This window comes from Paenibacillus sp. J31R34 (assembly GCF_059383715.1).
In genome coordinates this window covers 1-17,028 of sequence record NZ_JBXENU010000021.1, presented here as the reverse complement: position 1 = coordinate 17,028, position 17,028 = coordinate 1, and the positions used below count along the sequence as shown (strand labels likewise).

16 protein-coding genes are annotated in these 17,028 nt (G+C 43.1%); 4 read left to right on the top strand and 12 right to left on the bottom strand.

Annotation, left to right across the window (positions count from 1 at the left end; all coding sequences use genetic code 11):
• Positions 1–12: 12 nt before the first annotated feature.
• From AC50YG_RS31020 to AC50YG_RS30975, 10 genes are all read right to left on the bottom strand, one after another.
• A complete protein-coding gene (locus tag AC50YG_RS31020; RefSeq protein ID WP_494832626.1) occupies positions 13–1,056 on the bottom strand; it encodes a hypothetical protein in 1,044 nt (347 codons plus the stop codon).
• Between the two features lie 2 nt (positions 1,057–1,058).
• Positions 1,059–1,679, bottom strand: coding sequence for an S-layer homology domain-containing protein (locus AC50YG_RS31015; RefSeq protein WP_494832624.1), 621 nt, complete (start codon positions 1,677–1,679; stop codon positions 1,059–1,061).
• A gap of 78 nt (positions 1,680–1,757) precedes the next feature.
• Positions 1,758–6,932, bottom strand: coding sequence for a hypothetical protein (locus AC50YG_RS31010; protein WP_494832623.1), 5,175 nt, complete (start codon positions 6,930–6,932; stop codon positions 1,758–1,760).
• 71 nt (positions 6,933–7,003) lie between these two features.
• A complete protein-coding gene (locus AC50YG_RS31005) occupies positions 7,004–7,291 on the bottom strand; it encodes a hypothetical protein (protein WP_494832621.1) in 288 nt (95 codons plus the stop codon).
• 41 nt (positions 7,292–7,332) lie between these two features.
• Positions 7,333–7,806, bottom strand: coding sequence for a DNA polymerase III subunit gamma/tau (locus AC50YG_RS31000; RefSeq protein WP_494832619.1), 474 nt, complete (start codon positions 7,804–7,806; stop codon positions 7,333–7,335).
• A gap of 164 nt (positions 7,807–7,970) precedes the next feature.
• Complete coding sequence (locus AC50YG_RS30995) at positions 7,971–9,026, bottom strand: YomU family phage tail tube protein (protein ID WP_494832617.1); 1,056 nt, start codon at positions 9,024–9,026, stop codon at positions 7,971–7,973.
• A 160-nt stretch (positions 9,027–9,186) separates the two neighbouring features.
• Positions 9,187–9,480, bottom strand: a complete 294-nt coding sequence (locus AC50YG_RS30990) for a hypothetical protein (RefSeq protein ID WP_494832615.1) — start codon at positions 9,478–9,480, stop codon at positions 9,187–9,189.
• Between the two features lie 26 nt (positions 9,481–9,506).
• Positions 9,507–9,749 carry a hypothetical protein gene (locus AC50YG_RS30985; protein ID WP_494832612.1) on the bottom strand — a complete coding sequence of 81 codons (243 nt, stop codon included), beginning with the start codon at positions 9,747–9,749 and terminating at the stop codon, positions 9,507–9,509.
• A complete protein-coding gene (locus AC50YG_RS30980) occupies positions 9,746–10,039 on the bottom strand; it encodes a hypothetical protein (RefSeq protein WP_494832609.1) in 294 nt (97 codons plus the stop codon). Before AC50YG_RS30980 ends, AC50YG_RS30985 begins: the two co-directional genes overlap by 4 nt.
• A gap of 311 nt (positions 10,040–10,350) precedes the next feature.
• Entirely contained in the window at positions 10,351–10,779 is a 429-nt protein-coding gene (locus AC50YG_RS30975; RefSeq protein WP_494832605.1) for a hypothetical protein, read from the bottom strand.
• 499 nt (positions 10,780–11,278) lie between these two features.
• Here AC50YG_RS30975 and AC50YG_RS30970 point away from each other — a divergent pair, with 499 nt between their 5' ends.
• The 4 genes from AC50YG_RS30970 to AC50YG_RS30955 all read left to right on the top strand — a co-directional run bounded on the left by AC50YG_RS30970 (position 11,279) and on the right by AC50YG_RS30955 (position 13,738).
• Positions 11,279–11,812, top strand: coding sequence for a sigma-70 family RNA polymerase sigma factor (locus tag AC50YG_RS30970; RefSeq protein WP_494832603.1), 534 nt, complete (start codon positions 11,279–11,281; stop codon positions 11,810–11,812).
• 204 nt (positions 11,813–12,016) lie between these two features.
• The gene (locus tag AC50YG_RS30965; protein WP_494832601.1) at positions 12,017–13,126 is read left to right on the top strand and encodes a DUF8551 domain-containing protein; all 1,110 of its coding nucleotides are present in this window, start codon (positions 12,017–12,019) and stop codon (positions 13,124–13,126) included.
• A gap of 9 nt (positions 13,127–13,135) precedes the next feature.
• A complete protein-coding gene (locus tag AC50YG_RS30960; protein ID WP_494832599.1) occupies positions 13,136–13,354 on the top strand; it encodes a hypothetical protein in 219 nt (72 codons plus the stop codon).
• A gap of 9 nt (positions 13,355–13,363) precedes the next feature.
• On the top strand, positions 13,364–13,738 hold the full coding sequence (locus AC50YG_RS30955; RefSeq protein WP_494832597.1) for a hypothetical protein: 375 nt from the start codon (positions 13,364–13,366) through the stop codon (positions 13,736–13,738).
• A 118-nt stretch (positions 13,739–13,856) separates the two neighbouring features.
• On the opposite strand, the gene AC50YG_RS30950 is transcribed toward AC50YG_RS30955, so the two are convergent.
• Both AC50YG_RS30950 and AC50YG_RS30945 read right to left on the bottom strand, forming a co-directional pair.
• Positions 13,857–14,735, bottom strand: coding sequence for a ComFC family protein (locus tag AC50YG_RS30950; RefSeq protein ID WP_494832595.1), 879 nt, complete (start codon positions 14,733–14,735; stop codon positions 13,857–13,859).
• Positions 14,736–14,782: 47 nt separating this feature from the next.
• On the bottom strand, positions 14,783–16,540 hold the full coding sequence (locus AC50YG_RS30945) for an ATP-dependent helicase ComFA (RefSeq protein ID WP_494832593.1): 1,758 nt from the start codon (positions 16,538–16,540) through the stop codon (positions 14,783–14,785).
• Positions 16,541–17,028 lie beyond the last annotated feature (488 nt).

The window sequence follows — 17,028 nt, the reverse complement described above, 5'->3', positions numbered from 1 at the left end:
TATCACCTGCCTTTATCTATATTTCTCTGTTATCCATTCAATGAAACGATTCAAGTAGGTTACTGCCTCGGCCCGAGTTATGCATGCTTCCGGTTCAAACTTATCATCCGCGTACAAGGGAAAAACAAAGCAGCCATCATGAAAACGCTCATTCAGCAGCGTCAAAACATCATTTCTGTACCAATTCTCTTCTATGTCCGCCCGATCCACAATGACGCGATCAGGGGAAACATTGTATGAAAAAGCCCGATCTGTATAGCGATTATGAAGATTCTCGTAAAGGCGGCCCATAAGCGCAAAGAAGTCCCCTCTTCGAATCCGTACAGCAGGGAAAAAACGATCATTCAAAGCTATACAGCTTGAATCTACAATTACGGTCTCGGCCGTCCGTCTATTCACTCCATCGATTTTCGCATTATAGCCAACAACAGCCGGGAATCCATTATACATATAAGGCAAATAAACTTTACCCTTGTGAATAACAAACACATCCCGTTTAAAATTAACGGCATTTCTTATTTTGAGATCCGCATCCTCGCCCGTTTGTATCGTAATGATTTTGCGCTTCAGCTTAATGCCCATCACCGTACAGGTTTCAGGCTTATAGTTCATGCTGAAAAAATAGGTCGACTTATGCTTCAACTCCGCAGAAGGCAATCTAAAATCCGAGCAGCCTGTATAAGGGGTATCCAGACAGCCAATTCGCTTCATCTCTGGTCTGCCATAAGCGACACATAACACTTCAATCCCTGCAGTCATTGGATTGGACATCGTAACCTTGCCTGTTTCCACCTTCTCAGGCATAATTTCGACGCCACCTACCAGCACAAATAAAGGATTATCCACATGGTATTTATAATCGGGCACAAGAAACTCCTGCTGTCCTTCAATGGTTATAAACCGCTTGATCATTCTTTCATAGCCATCCACAAACTTGTTATAGGTCATCCCTGCCAAAACATCCACTTCTCCTGTAGCATCTGTCTTCAGCCGGGTGGCTACGAGTGTATCCCTGTAAAACCAGTCAAGCGGATCTACATCTATCCATCTTTTCATACCTAGTACCCCCTCAGCAATTTATCTATATAGCTGTAAGTTCGCATGAGCAAGGAAACCGCCTCTGCTCTAGTTGCAGGGTCGTTAGGCCGGAAATACGCGACTGCTTCGCCGTCACTTTCCCAATTCGTAGAAATGAGCCCCATCTGCTGCATTTCATCAATATAATCTTTTGCCCAGTGGCGGTCTGTATCAATAAATTGCGTCTGGTAACGATATTCGAACTCCTGCTTGCGGATGAGAGAAAGCGCTGCGGTTACAATGTACTTGCTTTCCATCTCGGCTGTTTTGACATCCGGTTCTCCAGTTATAATGCCTAAATAAATCGTACCTTTTTCATCGTAATACTTATGCTGTGTACCTACATATTGAATCCAATCCGCATACTCTTTTTTGGAATAAAATAAGAGGGTCAGCGTTGCACTATAATGCGAGGTGCCATTTTGAACAAGTCCGGATGAAGAAGCCAGCGTTTGATTCACCTGCGTTTTTAGAACAGGCGTTGGCGGCTTATACTCCGTAATAAGCTTGGCTTTAACCTCTGTAAAACGAATGCCATTATCGTAAAACAGCTTTTTCTTATATATGGAATCCTCTGATAAGAGGTTATTCTGTTGTGTCATTTCTCCGCCTCCTTAAAATAAATTTCCCCACCTCATTATAAGGCGGGGAGCGCTTGTTCTAACGGTAGCTGCCGTGATTTATAGCAATCGGTAGTTGCCAGGATTCATAGCCATCTGATTGCGCAAATTACCAACGCGTCCTACAGACAAACCTTGGCCTAATGATTGCCCAATTGCCTGCAGCTGGCTTGCAGTCGTACCGTTTGTTACATTTGGAAGTGTAATATTAACCGTGACATCTCCCGTTCCGATTGTCGTGGAATTATGCGTATTACCTCTGGTGAGATATTCATATCGTGACATGGCTTGAACGCCATTTGGCATGTTGAACGTGCCCGCCGAGGATTTCATTTCATCCAATATTCCAAGCTGCGCTTGCAAAGATTGTTTTTGCAAATCGCGAATCTCTGTATTGATTTTATCTGTTTCTTCTACACTGGCACTTGGCAGCCTGCCCTTGAGATCCGTAATGACATTCGAGATTTCTGAAATCTCAGTTTTGGCATTAGCAATGCGCTTATTGCGCAATAGGGCAGAATCATCCGTTGGATTTCCTAGCTTAACTTTAAGCGCAAGCAAGTCATTTTCTCTTTGCGAGCTATTGTCGTTAATATTTTCTCTGCCAATGCCGATAGAGGCGAGCGCATATTCTTTAAGTTTGACTTGCTCACCGCTAATCGAGTTTTGCATTTGCAAAATACTGGAGGCCAGTTCCTCAGACTGGTCACCCGTTGCTGTAATTGCTTTTAGCTTAGCCAATTCTACTTTTAAAGAGGCTATTTTATTTGAAGTGATTTCCTTCATTTTATTCAAATAGCTTTGTGATTCGGTATCCATTTGAAAAGCAGCTTCTAACTCTTTTGCCTGAGTTTTCAGACCAATTTCCTGGACATTTCGGTTTACTTTGCCCATCTTCTCACGAACGATTTCTTGCTCCTGATTTTTCAGTTCAGTTTTTATAATCGGTTCAAATTTCGCCTCTATAGCCACTTTAATTTCTTCTAAATTATTTTTATTTTTCAGAGCCTCTTGATACTCAAATGAATTTTCATTCGTGCTTTCTAATATTTTTTGAGCTGATTCAATACTTTCATCAAGAATATCCAATTCTTTTTTATATACATTTTCAAGTCTTCTAGCTTGGGCTCCCTTCTTATACAGATAGCTATCAAATTTTGTTGTTTTGAGTTCTGGTAACTCATCTATTGTTTCAATTGCATTAAGATTTTTCTTTTCCTGTAGACCTTCTTCTATTCTTCTTGCTACACTTTCTTCACTGATGGTCGCTATATCAGCAGTACCATTTATTAGTTCAGCTTCGTAACTCTCCTTATTTTTTCTTTGCAAACTCTCTTCTTCCGCCTGACTTACTAGGTTATTCTTGAAATCTAAATTAGATGCAGCCTGACGAATTTTATCGGTTTCATCCTTTCTCCCTGTGTTTACATTCCACTCTGCAACCGCATCTTCAACTGTTCTACCTTCTTGTTTTAGATAGTCAAAAAAACCTTCAATGCCGCTAAATTGCGCTCCTTTATTTTTATAGTAATCAGTTATACTCTTCATATTGCTATCAACACCATCGTCACCCTTAAATCCACTGTGAGAAGGAGTTGCCCCAAACATTTTATCAATCGTGTTTAAAAAATCCTCTATTCTAAGTGCAGCAGCGACTCCCCTAGCTTTCATACTATCATTGCCTTCCTCAGTAGCATAAATAGTATTAATTAATGCCTGTTCGTTACCATTGCGAGTATCAATAATAGCCTGTTGTTTCTCCCGAGTGGTTGCAGTAGCCTCCCAGGCTACTGCCTTCAAGCCTTCTCCAAACACGACGGCGGCAAGCATTTCTAACCCCATACCCGCAATATTCGCAGCTAAACCTGCAATAGATTTACCTGCACCCTTAGCCAAACTTGGAATATCTTTCAGAAAGTTTTTAAGCCCATTACCCATGCGCTGTGATTTCGTCATTTCAAGATTTAAGCCGCGCAACGCATGAGATAAACTGCCAAAAGCGGTGCTCGACTGTCTTGCAGTAGCTTCTACTTGACGCTGCTGCTGATCAAACTCACCCAACACTTGAGTCAATTCACTATAATTGTTAATTTGGGGCAATCCATTTCGACTTCTCTCGCTAAGATGGCTCTCAAACGATTTATATTGTGTTGGTGACATAGATGTCATTCGGTTAGTGGCTCTTTCAAAATCAGGTGACCAAATTCTCGTACTATTATAGCGATTCTGATCGCTGGTACTAGCGTTCAATTGATTTAGGAAGTTTGAATTAAATTGGCCGGATAGCTCCGGGCTATTTTTAATGCGATTATTAATCTGTCTCTGACGCTCGAACTTTTCATCATCCGTTAGTGGAGTGTTGGCCTTCCAATTTTTCGCTTCATCCATCGCCGTAAAGAGTGTTGGAATATCTTTTACATCTATTTTCATTTCCGTAAGATAATTTTTAAAGTGCTGTTTTTGGCTAACTGTCATATCTCGAACACTTCGAATGTAAGCATCTAATTCTGGGCTTTTTTGCATTAACCCTATATTTTTAAGACTCGTTTTTTTTAAATCGTCACTTATAAGCCCACTGGCATTCAAATCTTTCAGCATGTAGGCCATACTTCCTTTTCGTTTCTGAACGTTCATTTCCTCGCCTATGCCAGATTTACTAGCGCCCCATTTTAATCCTTTAATCAACAGCATTCCCAACAAAACACTAGAAAGTACATCGCCAAACTTATGAAACAGTTCTGCATTTTTAGAAACATTATTGGCTAAATTCGTAATAACCGTTGATAACTTTTTTATACTCGGTGCCATTCCATCAATCACCGTACCAAAAGCTATAGATATACTTTCCATCGCTCGATTTGCATTTACTAATGGATTATCTAAAGATTGCTGCAGCATTTGGTTATATGCTTTACTATCTGGATCACTGATAAATTGCTGCGTTGTTTCATCAAGTTCAAGCAAACGATTCATAACCTCACGCATCATATCAGCATCTGAGGAGCTGCCTGTCTTACCAAGAATAGTATCCAGGGTTTCATTCCTCACAGTATCCCCCTGATTACGCAATGCTTCAACGAGTTCTTCAAAAATTTCCTCGCTCGTTTTGTTTATTATCTCTCCCGACTTTACATCCTTAACACTCGTTCTAACTCCTAGCTCTTCCAGCTTGAACTTCGCCTTATCTGATTGCAGTTCATTGAAAATCGTGGTGTACACATTATTCTTATTGTTACTCGCAAGTAAATTAGGGTTATAGCCCGTATTAAGCCCTTTAACCAGGTTGGGTTCCAATGCTGCACCTGTCATTAATAAAGCCAATGCAGGGCTAATATCCGAATTATCTTTGTTAATCCTCGAACGCTTGGTGATATCCAGCAATTGATCAATAGGAATGTTAGTTTTGTTTGAAATCACTACAGCCGGCTCAGCAATTTGCTTCTGTGCATCTGCAACCTCCAAACCGAATTGCTGGAGAAGTGATTCCATTCCCGCCACATTAGTCTTTCCAGTTCCACCTGCAATACTTTGCATGTCCCAAGCTATTTGGCTCATTTTCTTGATTTCTGCTGGATCAGAATAATAACTAGCAGCAGCACCAACCGTTTGGCTCACGTTTTCACGACTAATACCGTACCTAACTGCGGCAGCATTAATAAAAGTATTCATTTCTTTCATTACATTATCTATTAGCGTCTTGTTTGCCATACCAGATGGATTTCCGTTATCATCTACCCGAAAATTATCTTTAAGCATGAAGCTCTGCATAAGTTTCATTTGTTCTACTTGTAAGGTTTTATAGGTTTCAATAGACTGGTTGAATATTTTCATCGGGTCTTTTAGATTCGCTAATGTTAAGAAGTCTGTAGCATTCCTAACAGGACTACTCGGAGCTGCTGATACTGCCGCCACAGGAGCAGCTGTTGTTGTCGTTGCTGCAGGAGCAACAGCAGGCTGACTAGTTGAAGGATTTGCATTTGCATTCCCTGTTGGGTTCATATTAAGCGGCTGATTTTTACCTGAAGATGTCTCTATCTCTCGAATAATAGAATTAACCTGTTCATCAAACTGCTCGCGAATCTTTCGAACAAGGCTGATATTCAGCCTATTCATTTGCACGGTCAGATAACGCTTCAGCTGCAAAGACGGCTCTACCTTTGCTTCCTCTGTATATCCAATGATACCCTCAATGCCTTCTCCTACTATTTGCAGCAGCTTGCGGTCAAGTGCTTGGGTCACTCGATCCAAATAGGTTCTGAGCGCAAACCTTGTGTTTCCTCCATTGCCTGCCGCTTCGTATTGATTAATTTGACTAAAAGTCGCGCTAATCTCTCTGTTTAAAATAGACTGCAGTCGCTTGCCTAGCTCGCCAGCAAATAGATCTTTCCCCTCTTTAAAAACCTCGTTTATGCCAAGAATAATTTCATCAACATATTCTTCTAATCCCAGCTCAATCTCCTGCGGGATCTTTGACAGCTGTTCTTTTATTTCATCGGTATCCAGAGGTTGATCCTCTATTTCTACCGTATTGAAGGCCCGCTTTAATCTCTCAGCAGCCTTCACAATAACCTTATGCATATCAGCAGCAGAAATGCTAATACGCGCGCTTGTTCCGGCTAACACAGGGTTGCTAATCATACCAAGAATCTGCTGTTTAATCTTCCCTATGACTACGCGCAATGTCTCTTGACTAATCTCCATTTCCAACCCGTCTAATGCTGGTGCTGAAATTAGATTTTCTTTGTTTTTATCAATCGTGGCTGCCAATGAATCAAGCTGCCGCTTCAACAATTTGGCTAACTCTTTACTTACTTCATCAAAATCATTACTACTCAGCGACATCCGTTGCCCCATGGCATAGCCTGGATCCATTTCAACTTGAATATTACGCATAAGCTTCTGAAGCTCACTATTCAGCTCTTTCTCCACTTTGTTGAACGCTTGACGAACTTTATCCTGGCTTAAGCTAACAGGGTTGCTACCACTCTGCTTTATCGCGGATACATTATTCGATATAAGAACATTCATTTCATTATCCAACTGCTCACGCAAGCTGCTGCCTGCTTGTTTATTAACCTGACTATTCAACGATTTAGCAGATGTCAGCAGTGACTCAATTCGTCTTTCCACCCGACCGAATCTTGAATCTAGCGATTCCAGTTCCTGTCCAAACCGCATCATATGATTGATAGACTTGTTTAACTCTGAAACTATATTTAATTGGCTATTTTCCACTGGCTTTCACCACCTTTATAAAATAAAACTCCCGCCCCTCCATGAAGGAGCAGACAGGAGACTAATCGTGCTTATAGCAGTTGGGCAAGAAAATTCATATCTTCTGCGTCAGCGACTTTATAACCTTCTACATAAGTACCATCTTTTTTGACTACTTCCCCCTGCTCGTCGTTATCAGAGGAACCTCCCCCGCCGAACAGTCCGCCAAGGGACATCGTCGATACTTTGATGGTGAACTGTATGTGTTCATTGCATTGCTCAAGGTAGTAACCCAGCTGTGGTAGGGTCAGCTTCCACACGTCATATTTATCCAGCTGACAATAGTGTGCAAGCTTGAAGAAAATGTTCGCCCAATCCACTGGCGGCTTATTGTCGTACTCTTCTTCCTCTACCTCAGTAGTTACATGGACTTTTTTAAACCATTCAGACCAATCATGCAGTCGATAATTTTTTTCGCGTTATCTAGATCAACGTATTCTTCCAAATGCTCCACAGTCATTGAACTGTAGTAGGGCTTGAAAGCCATTAGCAGAACATTCAAAAGCTCATCATAACGATCCTCGTCATCGTCGCCATCCGGAATCAAATTCGCAATAATGACACCAGATTCAATCGTATTCAGCTTCTTCATCAGCTTGCGCGCATCTTTAAGTCCGAGTGGTGGAATCGAATAGGTTTTGCCATCACGCAGCCGAACCTTCTCGTCCTCCTCAAAAAAGACTTTCTCGCGAATATCTGCTTCCTCTTGCGTAATTGGCTTTTTCGCCGCTTCTTCTTTTGCTTCCGCTTCAACCTCTTGTGCTTGCTCAACAGCCTTCGCCGCTGCTTCCGCCTCTTCATTTGCTCTTGGAATTACTGCTTCACGTTCACTCATTCAAAACGCCCCCTTTAATTTCTCCCACGTTTGATAAAAGGTAGATGATCTGCAAGGAGGGAGAGGTTCTTGCAGTCACCTCATCCATCATTCTAAGTAAATGAAATGCGAATTTAACAATCTGATTGTAAAAAAAAGACCCTCCGAGGAGGGCCTTGAAATTATTAGCAGTCAATACCTTGTACAGAACCTACTTCGTAGCGCTTAATACTTCCCAGCTTGCCGTCCGTACGTTCAGGATCGATAACGGTCAGTGTTACACTATGAGTGGAAGCTTGTTGACGCTGGGCATCAAGGGTAAAGTTGGATTTTACGCGGCATTGGAACAATTCGGTTTGAAAACCTTGAATCGAGCCATCCTTTTGCTCAAATTGGCCGTCATGAACCACATGAACCGTTAGAGGCATGTCCTTCGTTGTAATATCCAAAATATCGACAACTTCATTGCGTTTGTAGTTGACATAAATATCTACATCTTTCAATGCCGAGTTAAACGACAGCTTGCCGCCAGATACTTTATACTCGTATTCGCCAGGGGAGGCATTAGTTGTTTTCTTAAGCAGCTTATTGCCTGCCAAAGTACGAACCGAAATTTGCGGATCCACATTGAGGGAGGAGCCGAATACCAGATCAGCCTCAAAGCTGCTGCCATTTTGCTTCACGGTATGTTTTTCTTCCAGAACCCAGATGAAGCCATCTGCATCATGTGTCGTGCCTGGCAGTGCAGTTGCATATACGATGACAACCACTTTGCCAGCAAGCGCCATATCGAAATCAACATCTTTGCCCGATACCGTAACGTCAATTGATAGATCACGGCCGTTTACAACCGTTTCGTAGGCTTTAGGAGCAGGAGAAGCTACTGCAACTTGAGACAACTGCGCTGTATATGGCGCAGACGATGGCACCGTAATCGTTTCTGTTACCATGCTATAAGCTGATCCTGTCACACCTTCACGCAGCTTGGAACCAAGGACGAGGCGGACAAGGTTAAGATCGAATTTAGCAGACTCGGCTGTAATATCAATCGTTTTCTTACGAAGCAGGGTGTCGAGCGCTACACTCGAATCTCCACCTTCAATATCCTGCATATCAAGCTGGATGTCCAGCTTCATGTTATTTAGCGTGCCGATTGTAACGAGATCATCGCAATTCGGAATTTTCGCCATAAATTTGCCGGCACCCTTAATCAACATCTTCTTGTTTTTTGTAATTCCCATTTTAAAAAACCTCCTTCTATTTTCTCCCTCAATAGATCTAGCTATTGGGGCGTCACATCCTATTTCGTGATGCTTCGTGAAACAATATAAGCTGTTGCAAGCTCCTTTATAACCATCATGCGTACAAATCGACTAAATATGATTATTTTTCAAATTAGCGTCACATTACTTCAATAATAGAAACAACAGGCTGGCTGTTGGACGTTAAAAATAACTTGTTTGCTCTAATCGCAAGCTGTTCTCTAAACAGTAAGCGCATTGAATCGGCTCCAATCCTTATATCTTCTTTGTCACTTACATACACATCTCCAAAACCCAAATTCTCGACAATAAGGCTGGCATTTGGATGATGGGCATTATAGATAAATAAACCTGAACCGACCAGCTGCTGAGTAAACTCAGCGACTACTTCGCCATCTAACTCATTCATATCAATAATGCTGTTCGTTGCCATGTTACTCACTCCTCCATAGCAGGCTCCTAAAATACATCCATATTTTTCATACAAACATCTACTTGTTTGCGGACGCTATCCAGATTTAAAGTTAGGCGAACGTCCGCATTGTAAAGGTTCAAGTAGCTCTGACGCATGGCGGAAAGTTCATCTGAAAGGATGCCTTTGCCTTCATCCTGAAACATTCGCTCCAAATCTACATCCATATTGCTTACACCCTGCTGCATTTCTTTCAGCACATGATAGATGTCTCCAAAAGTCATCGTCATACGATTCTAGTCCTCCCAATATAGTCTTTTTTATCGTTATAGGCGGCATCAATGCAGCTTTGCAAACACTGTCGATGCGCCTGTATGAGACCATGTAAGCTGAGCTGCGAACTGACCGTTTGCTCCATAATAAAGGCTAACAAGCGTTCAAGCTGTTCCTTATTTCTACGAAGAACATCAATACTGGCAGGAGAAGCATGATGCATCGCCTGTTCGATACGCTTAACCGCATCAACAATTCGGTCGACATCACTCACAACCACTCCAAGCGTATAATTAAAATCAGCCATTGTTTCCCTCCTCTCTGCAAAAGCATTTATCCGCCCCTCCGCTTCATGCATGGCCGACAACCGGTCAACGTTCTAGGTATAACCTGCGTTCTCGTATGTTGACTCTCCATATCCTCGGATCTGACGAGATATCCCATGGCATTCATCATTTTGCCGGTTAATTCCCCGATACAGTGAAGACATAGCAGCGCATCTCCTTGCAATCCCTCAGCCACAAAGCTTTCCCTCGCCTTATCTGTCACGTAGCGAAATTCGCATTTTATGCATTTGACGTACAAGTTCATAAGTACACCTCTTTATTTCCATTACACTCACCCTAAACCTAGCAGCTTTCTGCGTAATTCTTCCTTCTTCTTGTCTTGAGCACAAGGTCTGCAATCGTATATTCCCATATATTGATTTAAAAGCTCCTCATAAGAGATATACAGCACTTCCGACAAACAATGAATGCATTTCTCCGGCGGAGTCTGATACACTCGGGCCAACACTCGGGCCTGCTGTGTAATAAATCGACCACACATGCATTTCACTACAATCCCCCCTTCTTTCAATATAGGGAAAATAGCTTCCTTCCGAACAAAATAGAAGGAAAACCACTCTATTGACCGAACAAACGTTCGTGTGTTAAAATTAATATAAGAACATTTGTTTCCAAATTGAGTTATTTCAATTTCCTTAAAAGTTGGATAAAATCCATTTTTATTTAAATATATTTTTTCGGTATCATATACAATTTTCAAACAGACCTTCCGATATATAAAATAGTAAAACCATGACCTTAGAATCAATATTGCGTTTTGGCTAGATACTAAGACTTACCTTTCCTCTTTTTTTTAAATAAAAAGGTATTTAAATTACCCAACATTTTATAATTAGATATTAAAAGTACTCTTCACATAACACATCCTATATTTAAGAAAAGAAAGAGGGGGAAATTAAAGAAAATACTTATTCATATTTATAAGTTTCAAATCTACTTATTTGGAAAAATAAATGAAAACCAGACGCAACTATTATATAACTATCTCCGACAACTAATAATAAGGAGAAAAAGGGAGGAAAACGCAAAAAACACAGCCCTCATTCTGCTGCGTACATCTTTATACCTATAAAAGGATTCAACCAACATGAAAATATAAAAATTTCAAGGATCAGTCATGGTGCTGCACACACCAGAACTGCTATCCCTAGCTTTGCTGCGCTCGAATACACAAATACGAATAGCTGGAGGATCTACTAATGAACATGATTAGCATACAGAACTTCGATATTAACGCTCTCACACCTATTTTTAACCATATTTTAAAAAATGTACGCTACGAGGACAGAGCTGATGTTAAAAGTGAGTCTATCGTGCGTATATTGAATGCAATCCATACAGGAAAAATAAATAAAAACCTGTTCACTTTTGCTCACACGGTTGTTCAAAGAACGGTATTTGACTACTATCGCAAAAATAATAGAATGATCGTCAAACATAGTACTTTAGTTAACTTCTGTGATGGTGCACATGAAGAAAACAATACTTCGGTTGATAGCTTTTCATATAAAACAGAAGAAGTGGGTTATGACTTATCAGATGTGAAAAATGATTATTTCAATAACAAGGTTCGCTTCACTCCACAAGAACGCAAAATTATTGAATATATGCTATTTACCGAAGAGGGTATGGACATGAAGCCGACTGAAATTTCTAATCTATTAGATTTGAATAAGTCCCATGCTTCTCGTGCGATGAACAAACTTAAGAAGATATGCCAGGAGTATGCCTAACTTTTTCAGAAAGCTATTATTCTAGGTCATATAGCATAAATCATCATAATGATTGCTTAAAAAACTTTAATATTTACCCACAATACACATAGCTTTGTTAACTATATTCATTATGTTACCACAGGTCAAGGGTTGTTGCAACTTTCGGCAATGGATGTTGGGCTTTATCAAACGTGTCATCACTATTACAGAGGGGGAATAACCATGTTCGCTCAATATATAGTCGGCGGAAGGCTGGATCCACCCTTTCATCCAACCAAGCCTTCATCAAACTTCATCGGTAGAACCATAAACATACCGTCAAAGCAAAATGGCGCTAGAGTGATTAAGGATACACTCTATTTTTCCAACGACCTTGAATTCTATGCTATTTCTATTCGCGCATCAAATGCTGACCCGAAGGATTACTGGAATCTTACAATAGGCGGGAAAACGCTAGCGAAACGTATTTACTGTAAAAGCTATGAAGAAGGCCTATATCTTCAAGTAGCATACCCCGTTGCGGCAGGCACTACCTTCGATTTCGAATATCATACAGCACTAGGCAAGTCAAATACGTTGGATATTATGTTTCACCTTCTTACTGACGAGCATGTAAACCTGGTGCTCAATGGCACAACAGATTTAGGTGCTTATCCTGACCCTCTTCCAGAAACACCGAATCACCCAGAGCCTGTAGGAGGAGAGATACAGCTTCCCGTCACCTGGCAGCCCTTTACATCGGTCGCTGCTGCCGAGGAGTGGGCACGGAATCTTGGCATCGAAACCAACTTTGCCCGCAAGCTTGATGCAGCCAATTATGTAACAGAAGCTCTGGCTATGCTGTTAAATCAATGTGGAGAGTTTGCTACCATGATCAAAAGATTTCCGCTTACCGTAAATATTAAAAGCGGCAGAGGTGCCAATGGCTATTTTAATTCTTCAACTGGCGAAGTTGTCATTAGTAATACCTATGACTTTACTAATGCAGCTACCATTACACAGGCAGAATATGAAGCAGGCCAAAAGTCTTCGCCCTTTCGGTTAAGAACCATTATGCACGAAATGGGCCACTGGCTGCATTTTCAAAATGTAGGGGAAGCGGACTTTTACCGTATAGCTATGCTGGACCCTGATAATTACGGCGCTCAGACGATTCTATCCAATAGAGAAGCCTCCTATATCGCGAATAATTTAAGCAACTATGCTACACAATGGTTTCCCATTGAATTAATAGCAGAAACATTTTCAGCAAAAATGACTGGAGTTCCTGTAGATCCGAGAATATGGGAATGGTATGAACAATATGGCGGATATAAATGTTCCGGCTGGTAGGAGGCCCTTATGGATATAACGATTCCTTGCGTGTTTTGCAAACATTTTAATAGAGATGATCGTTCAACGACATCATGCGCCGCTTTCCCAAGCGGAATACCAAAAGATATTCAAGAGCTCAAAGCTATTCACACTCAGCCCCATCCGGCTGATAATGGCATCCAGTATGAACCGATAAGCGCTCAAAAAGATTACTTCAACTTTTTCAAAGCAGAACTTAGGAAATAAGGTGATAAAATGGTAGGATTCATGAACAAATGTCCCCACTGCGGATACAAATCTTCTTTCACACCGGAAGAAGCTGAATGTGATAAAGCATTAATGTTATGGTGCAACCATTGCGGCCATTTTATTAATCAGTCATTTACGATTCAGACATTCGAAAAATGGTGGTCACGCTACGATGAAGGAGAAGAATTGTTTAAGCCTCCAATCAGCAAACAACTGCTAATCAAGCTGAAAGCTTTAGAAAATGAAATCCAAGCAGATCAAGATTGTTTTTTAGATCATGTGCAAATTCATTTTAAAGATTTTACTGATTATTTGTATATTGAAGAAGGAACAGAAGAAGAGCGGATTTCACAGCCTCCTAAAGCTGAGTCTGAGAAATAATGCGATATCAATAAGGTCATTTGTACAGCAAAAAGGGCTTTACAGCGTGTATTGAAAAACAAAGGTACACGCTGTTTACATTGGATTAGATTGGCTTAGAATACGTTTCTAATAGGCTTCAGGAACGCGCCCAAGTTAGAGCGTATATTTCTAAAGGGCAGGATACCCTTCTAAGAATGGCCTCCGAGCAAGCTTGAATGGTGCTTCCTGTCGTATAGATATCATCTACAAGCAACAGCCTCATCGATGCGTTTTGTGAGACAGACTTGGACAAGGATTGAACCCAACATTCCAGCCCTTCCCGCTCAACTTCAAAAATATTTTGCATATCTCGCATTCTCTCCGAGCGTGTTTTAAAGCTTTGCTTGGCTGAATGCTTTTGGCGTGCCAATAAGTTTACTAGCGGGATCCCACAGCTTCGAGAAACCCATGCTGCCAGCCTTTCCGCCTGGTTAAAACCGCGTTCTTCGGCCCTCTCGCCGCTAACAGGCACATAAGTAATGGCGTGCCACAAATTAGACCACGGACTTCCCGCTCGGATACCAAGCCTTCCTGTCAGCTCACGAGTCATCTCGGTGAGAGGATGCAGCAGCATTTCTCCTAAATATGGCTCCAGCAATTCATTTCCCCGATATTTATACTTAGCTAAAAGCTCTCGCATCTGCTCGCTATATTGTACCGCGCTCCTGTTGAGAACAAAGGCAGCATTACTGCGCCTGATGCAGTCAGGGCACGCCACAGCCCTACCACATACTCGGCATTTTACACTTCGTATCCAAGGAATTTTTTCCAAACAATTTCCACATAGCAGCTTTGTAAAGGATGTCGACAATATTCTTTGTTTCGTTAGATCTTTAGCAAATGCCCCTGACTGTAGCGGCTTTGCGATTTTCCCGCATAATGGACAGAGCTCGGCAGATGGGCCGAGCAAACCCAAAGTATTCCCCATATAATTAGCAAGTTTCTGCCCTAAACGATATATTGTGATACTGTTCATCTCAACTTACGCCTCCTTTACAAAACTTCCCCATCATACTCAATCCCCTAACTGAGATAGCCTTTTGCTCGTGCGATACGATTCATCTTTTTAATATGATGGACAGCCATCATCTGTGAACGGGTGCGTTCTTTGGCGCAAAAAATAACATTGCCATTCGGGTCCTCACTGGATCTTCCGGCTCTCCCCGCCATCTGCACAAGCGAGGCCTCATCAAACAGCTGACCGTCTGCATCCAAAATAAAAACATCGCTTCTTGGAATGGTTACCCCGCGCTCCAAAATTGTAGTCGTCACCAGAATACGAATTTCTCCTGCTCGAAAACGCTGAACCTTGTCGGCCCGCTCCGCATCCTGCGATGAGGTGCCCGCTACTTCGGGTTGCTTAAGCACCGTCTGCAGCAGCTTTGCCATACGTTCGACCTGCGAAATACGCTGTACAAAAACGAATAGCTGGGCTCCGCGTTTCAAGGAAAACAGCATCGCTTCTTGAAGCCGCCTCGTAAGCTGAAGCCTTGCCAGCATTTGTCCCACTCTTGTTGTTCGGAGCAGCCTCGGAACGGGGAGCGGGTGGCGATGAAAACGTACAGGTACTCTCGCATGGGCAAGCTTTCCCCGCCGTGCAAGCTGCTGCAGCTCGGTCGGAGGTGTTGCGGAAAGTAACACGCTTCTTCCTGTTGGGGAGCAGCTTTTATCCGCAGCATAATGAAGCTGGGGATCATTGTGGTATGGAAAAGCATCCAGTTCGTCTAAAATTACTAAGTCGAATGCTTGGTTAAACCTCAGCAGCTGATGCGTCGTCGCAAGCGTAATATCTCCTTGCTCCCACCGCTGCTCGCTGCCGCCATACAGCGTGACCACGCTGTGTTCTGGAAATGCCCTCCTAATGCGCGGATTGAGCTCCAGCACAACATCCCTTCGCGGCGTAGCTATTAAAGCTTTGCCCCCGCGGAGTAGAATCGATTCCACAAGAGGAAAGGTCATTTCTGTTTTGCCAGCTCCAGTGACCGCCCATAACAGGAAGCTGGTTTGATAGGCGTCCGGCATGCGGGTTAGGGCATCGCGAGACGACTCAGAATATGAGCGGCTTGGAGCAGGACGCTCAATAAAATGAAGCGCGGACTCTGCTGCCGCTGCTTGAGCGGGGCTTAGCCCCCAGCGCGCGAGACGCTGCTTTGGGGGCGAAAGCTTGGAAGCGGAGCTGCTGGCGGCGCCAGCTCCGCCTAATATAAGCAGCTCGCATTCGCGGCTGCGCCCCATTGTGAGGCATGCGGTGCAATACGCGCATGACTCTCGCCCGCAGGCTGCACAGGGCGTCTTGTGCAGCTGCGCTTCTCCGCTGCCGCAACGCAGGCAGCGAAGCCCGCGCTGTGCGCGCTGTGGCCAGCCTGCTTCGCGGCTGGCCCTCATTGATACAGCGCTGCGCAGCTGTATCAAGCCCCGCAAGGACGCTAGCTGCAGCGCAGCGTCCTTGTCCACGGCAGGGCCAGCTGCCGCAGGCGCTGTCCCTTCAAGCAGTGCGTGCGCTTCGCTGCGCAGCAGCGCACGGCCTTGCAGCGCCGCTGCCGCCTGCTGTGCAGCGGCGGCAAGCGCCTGGAATGGCGCGCGTTCCACTCCGCGCGCCATTCCCCCGCGCTCGCGGCTATCCGCAGCGAGCGCTTCGCGCATGTCCATGGCGGGTATTTGCTCTGCCCGCCCTTCCTGCTCAAGCATCAAACCAGCAGCTTGACTGATTATCTCCTCTAAGCGACTCATCATCACCTGTCGCTCATTCTCTCTTCCCATACCCGCTCCCCTTCTCTTCAAAACAGCCCCACTCCTTTTGCCGGCTCCCTCCCTTCCCCCGTTCCACAGACGTACTCTGTTGCTATCAAGCCATGCTCTAAAAATATTCAACACTGAATATCGAGCACTTCTCCTTGACGGTCTCATAACTCCCCAATTTTCTATTTCTTCTCCATTCCTTGTATCTGTGACCGCTCCATTAAAGCGTTCAGCGACCTCCAAGGCAATACCCAGAGGAAGCGATATTCTCCATAAAAGCAATCTCTCCGCATCCTGCCAGAAGGAAGAGTCCACCTCAGGCTTAATGGTTACATGGCATGACCAATGTGCGGATTTCAGCATAAGATAGACATAAGCTTTCATTCAACTCATCTCCTTTCCAAATAAAACACAAAAAAGGAGTCTGTAAAATATTCTGTGTAAACTCTCAAACCCGATTACAATAGAAGAAAGGCTGGTTTGAGAGGATGGCACCGATGGCGAGATTCAATAAGGAACAAGTGAAGGCA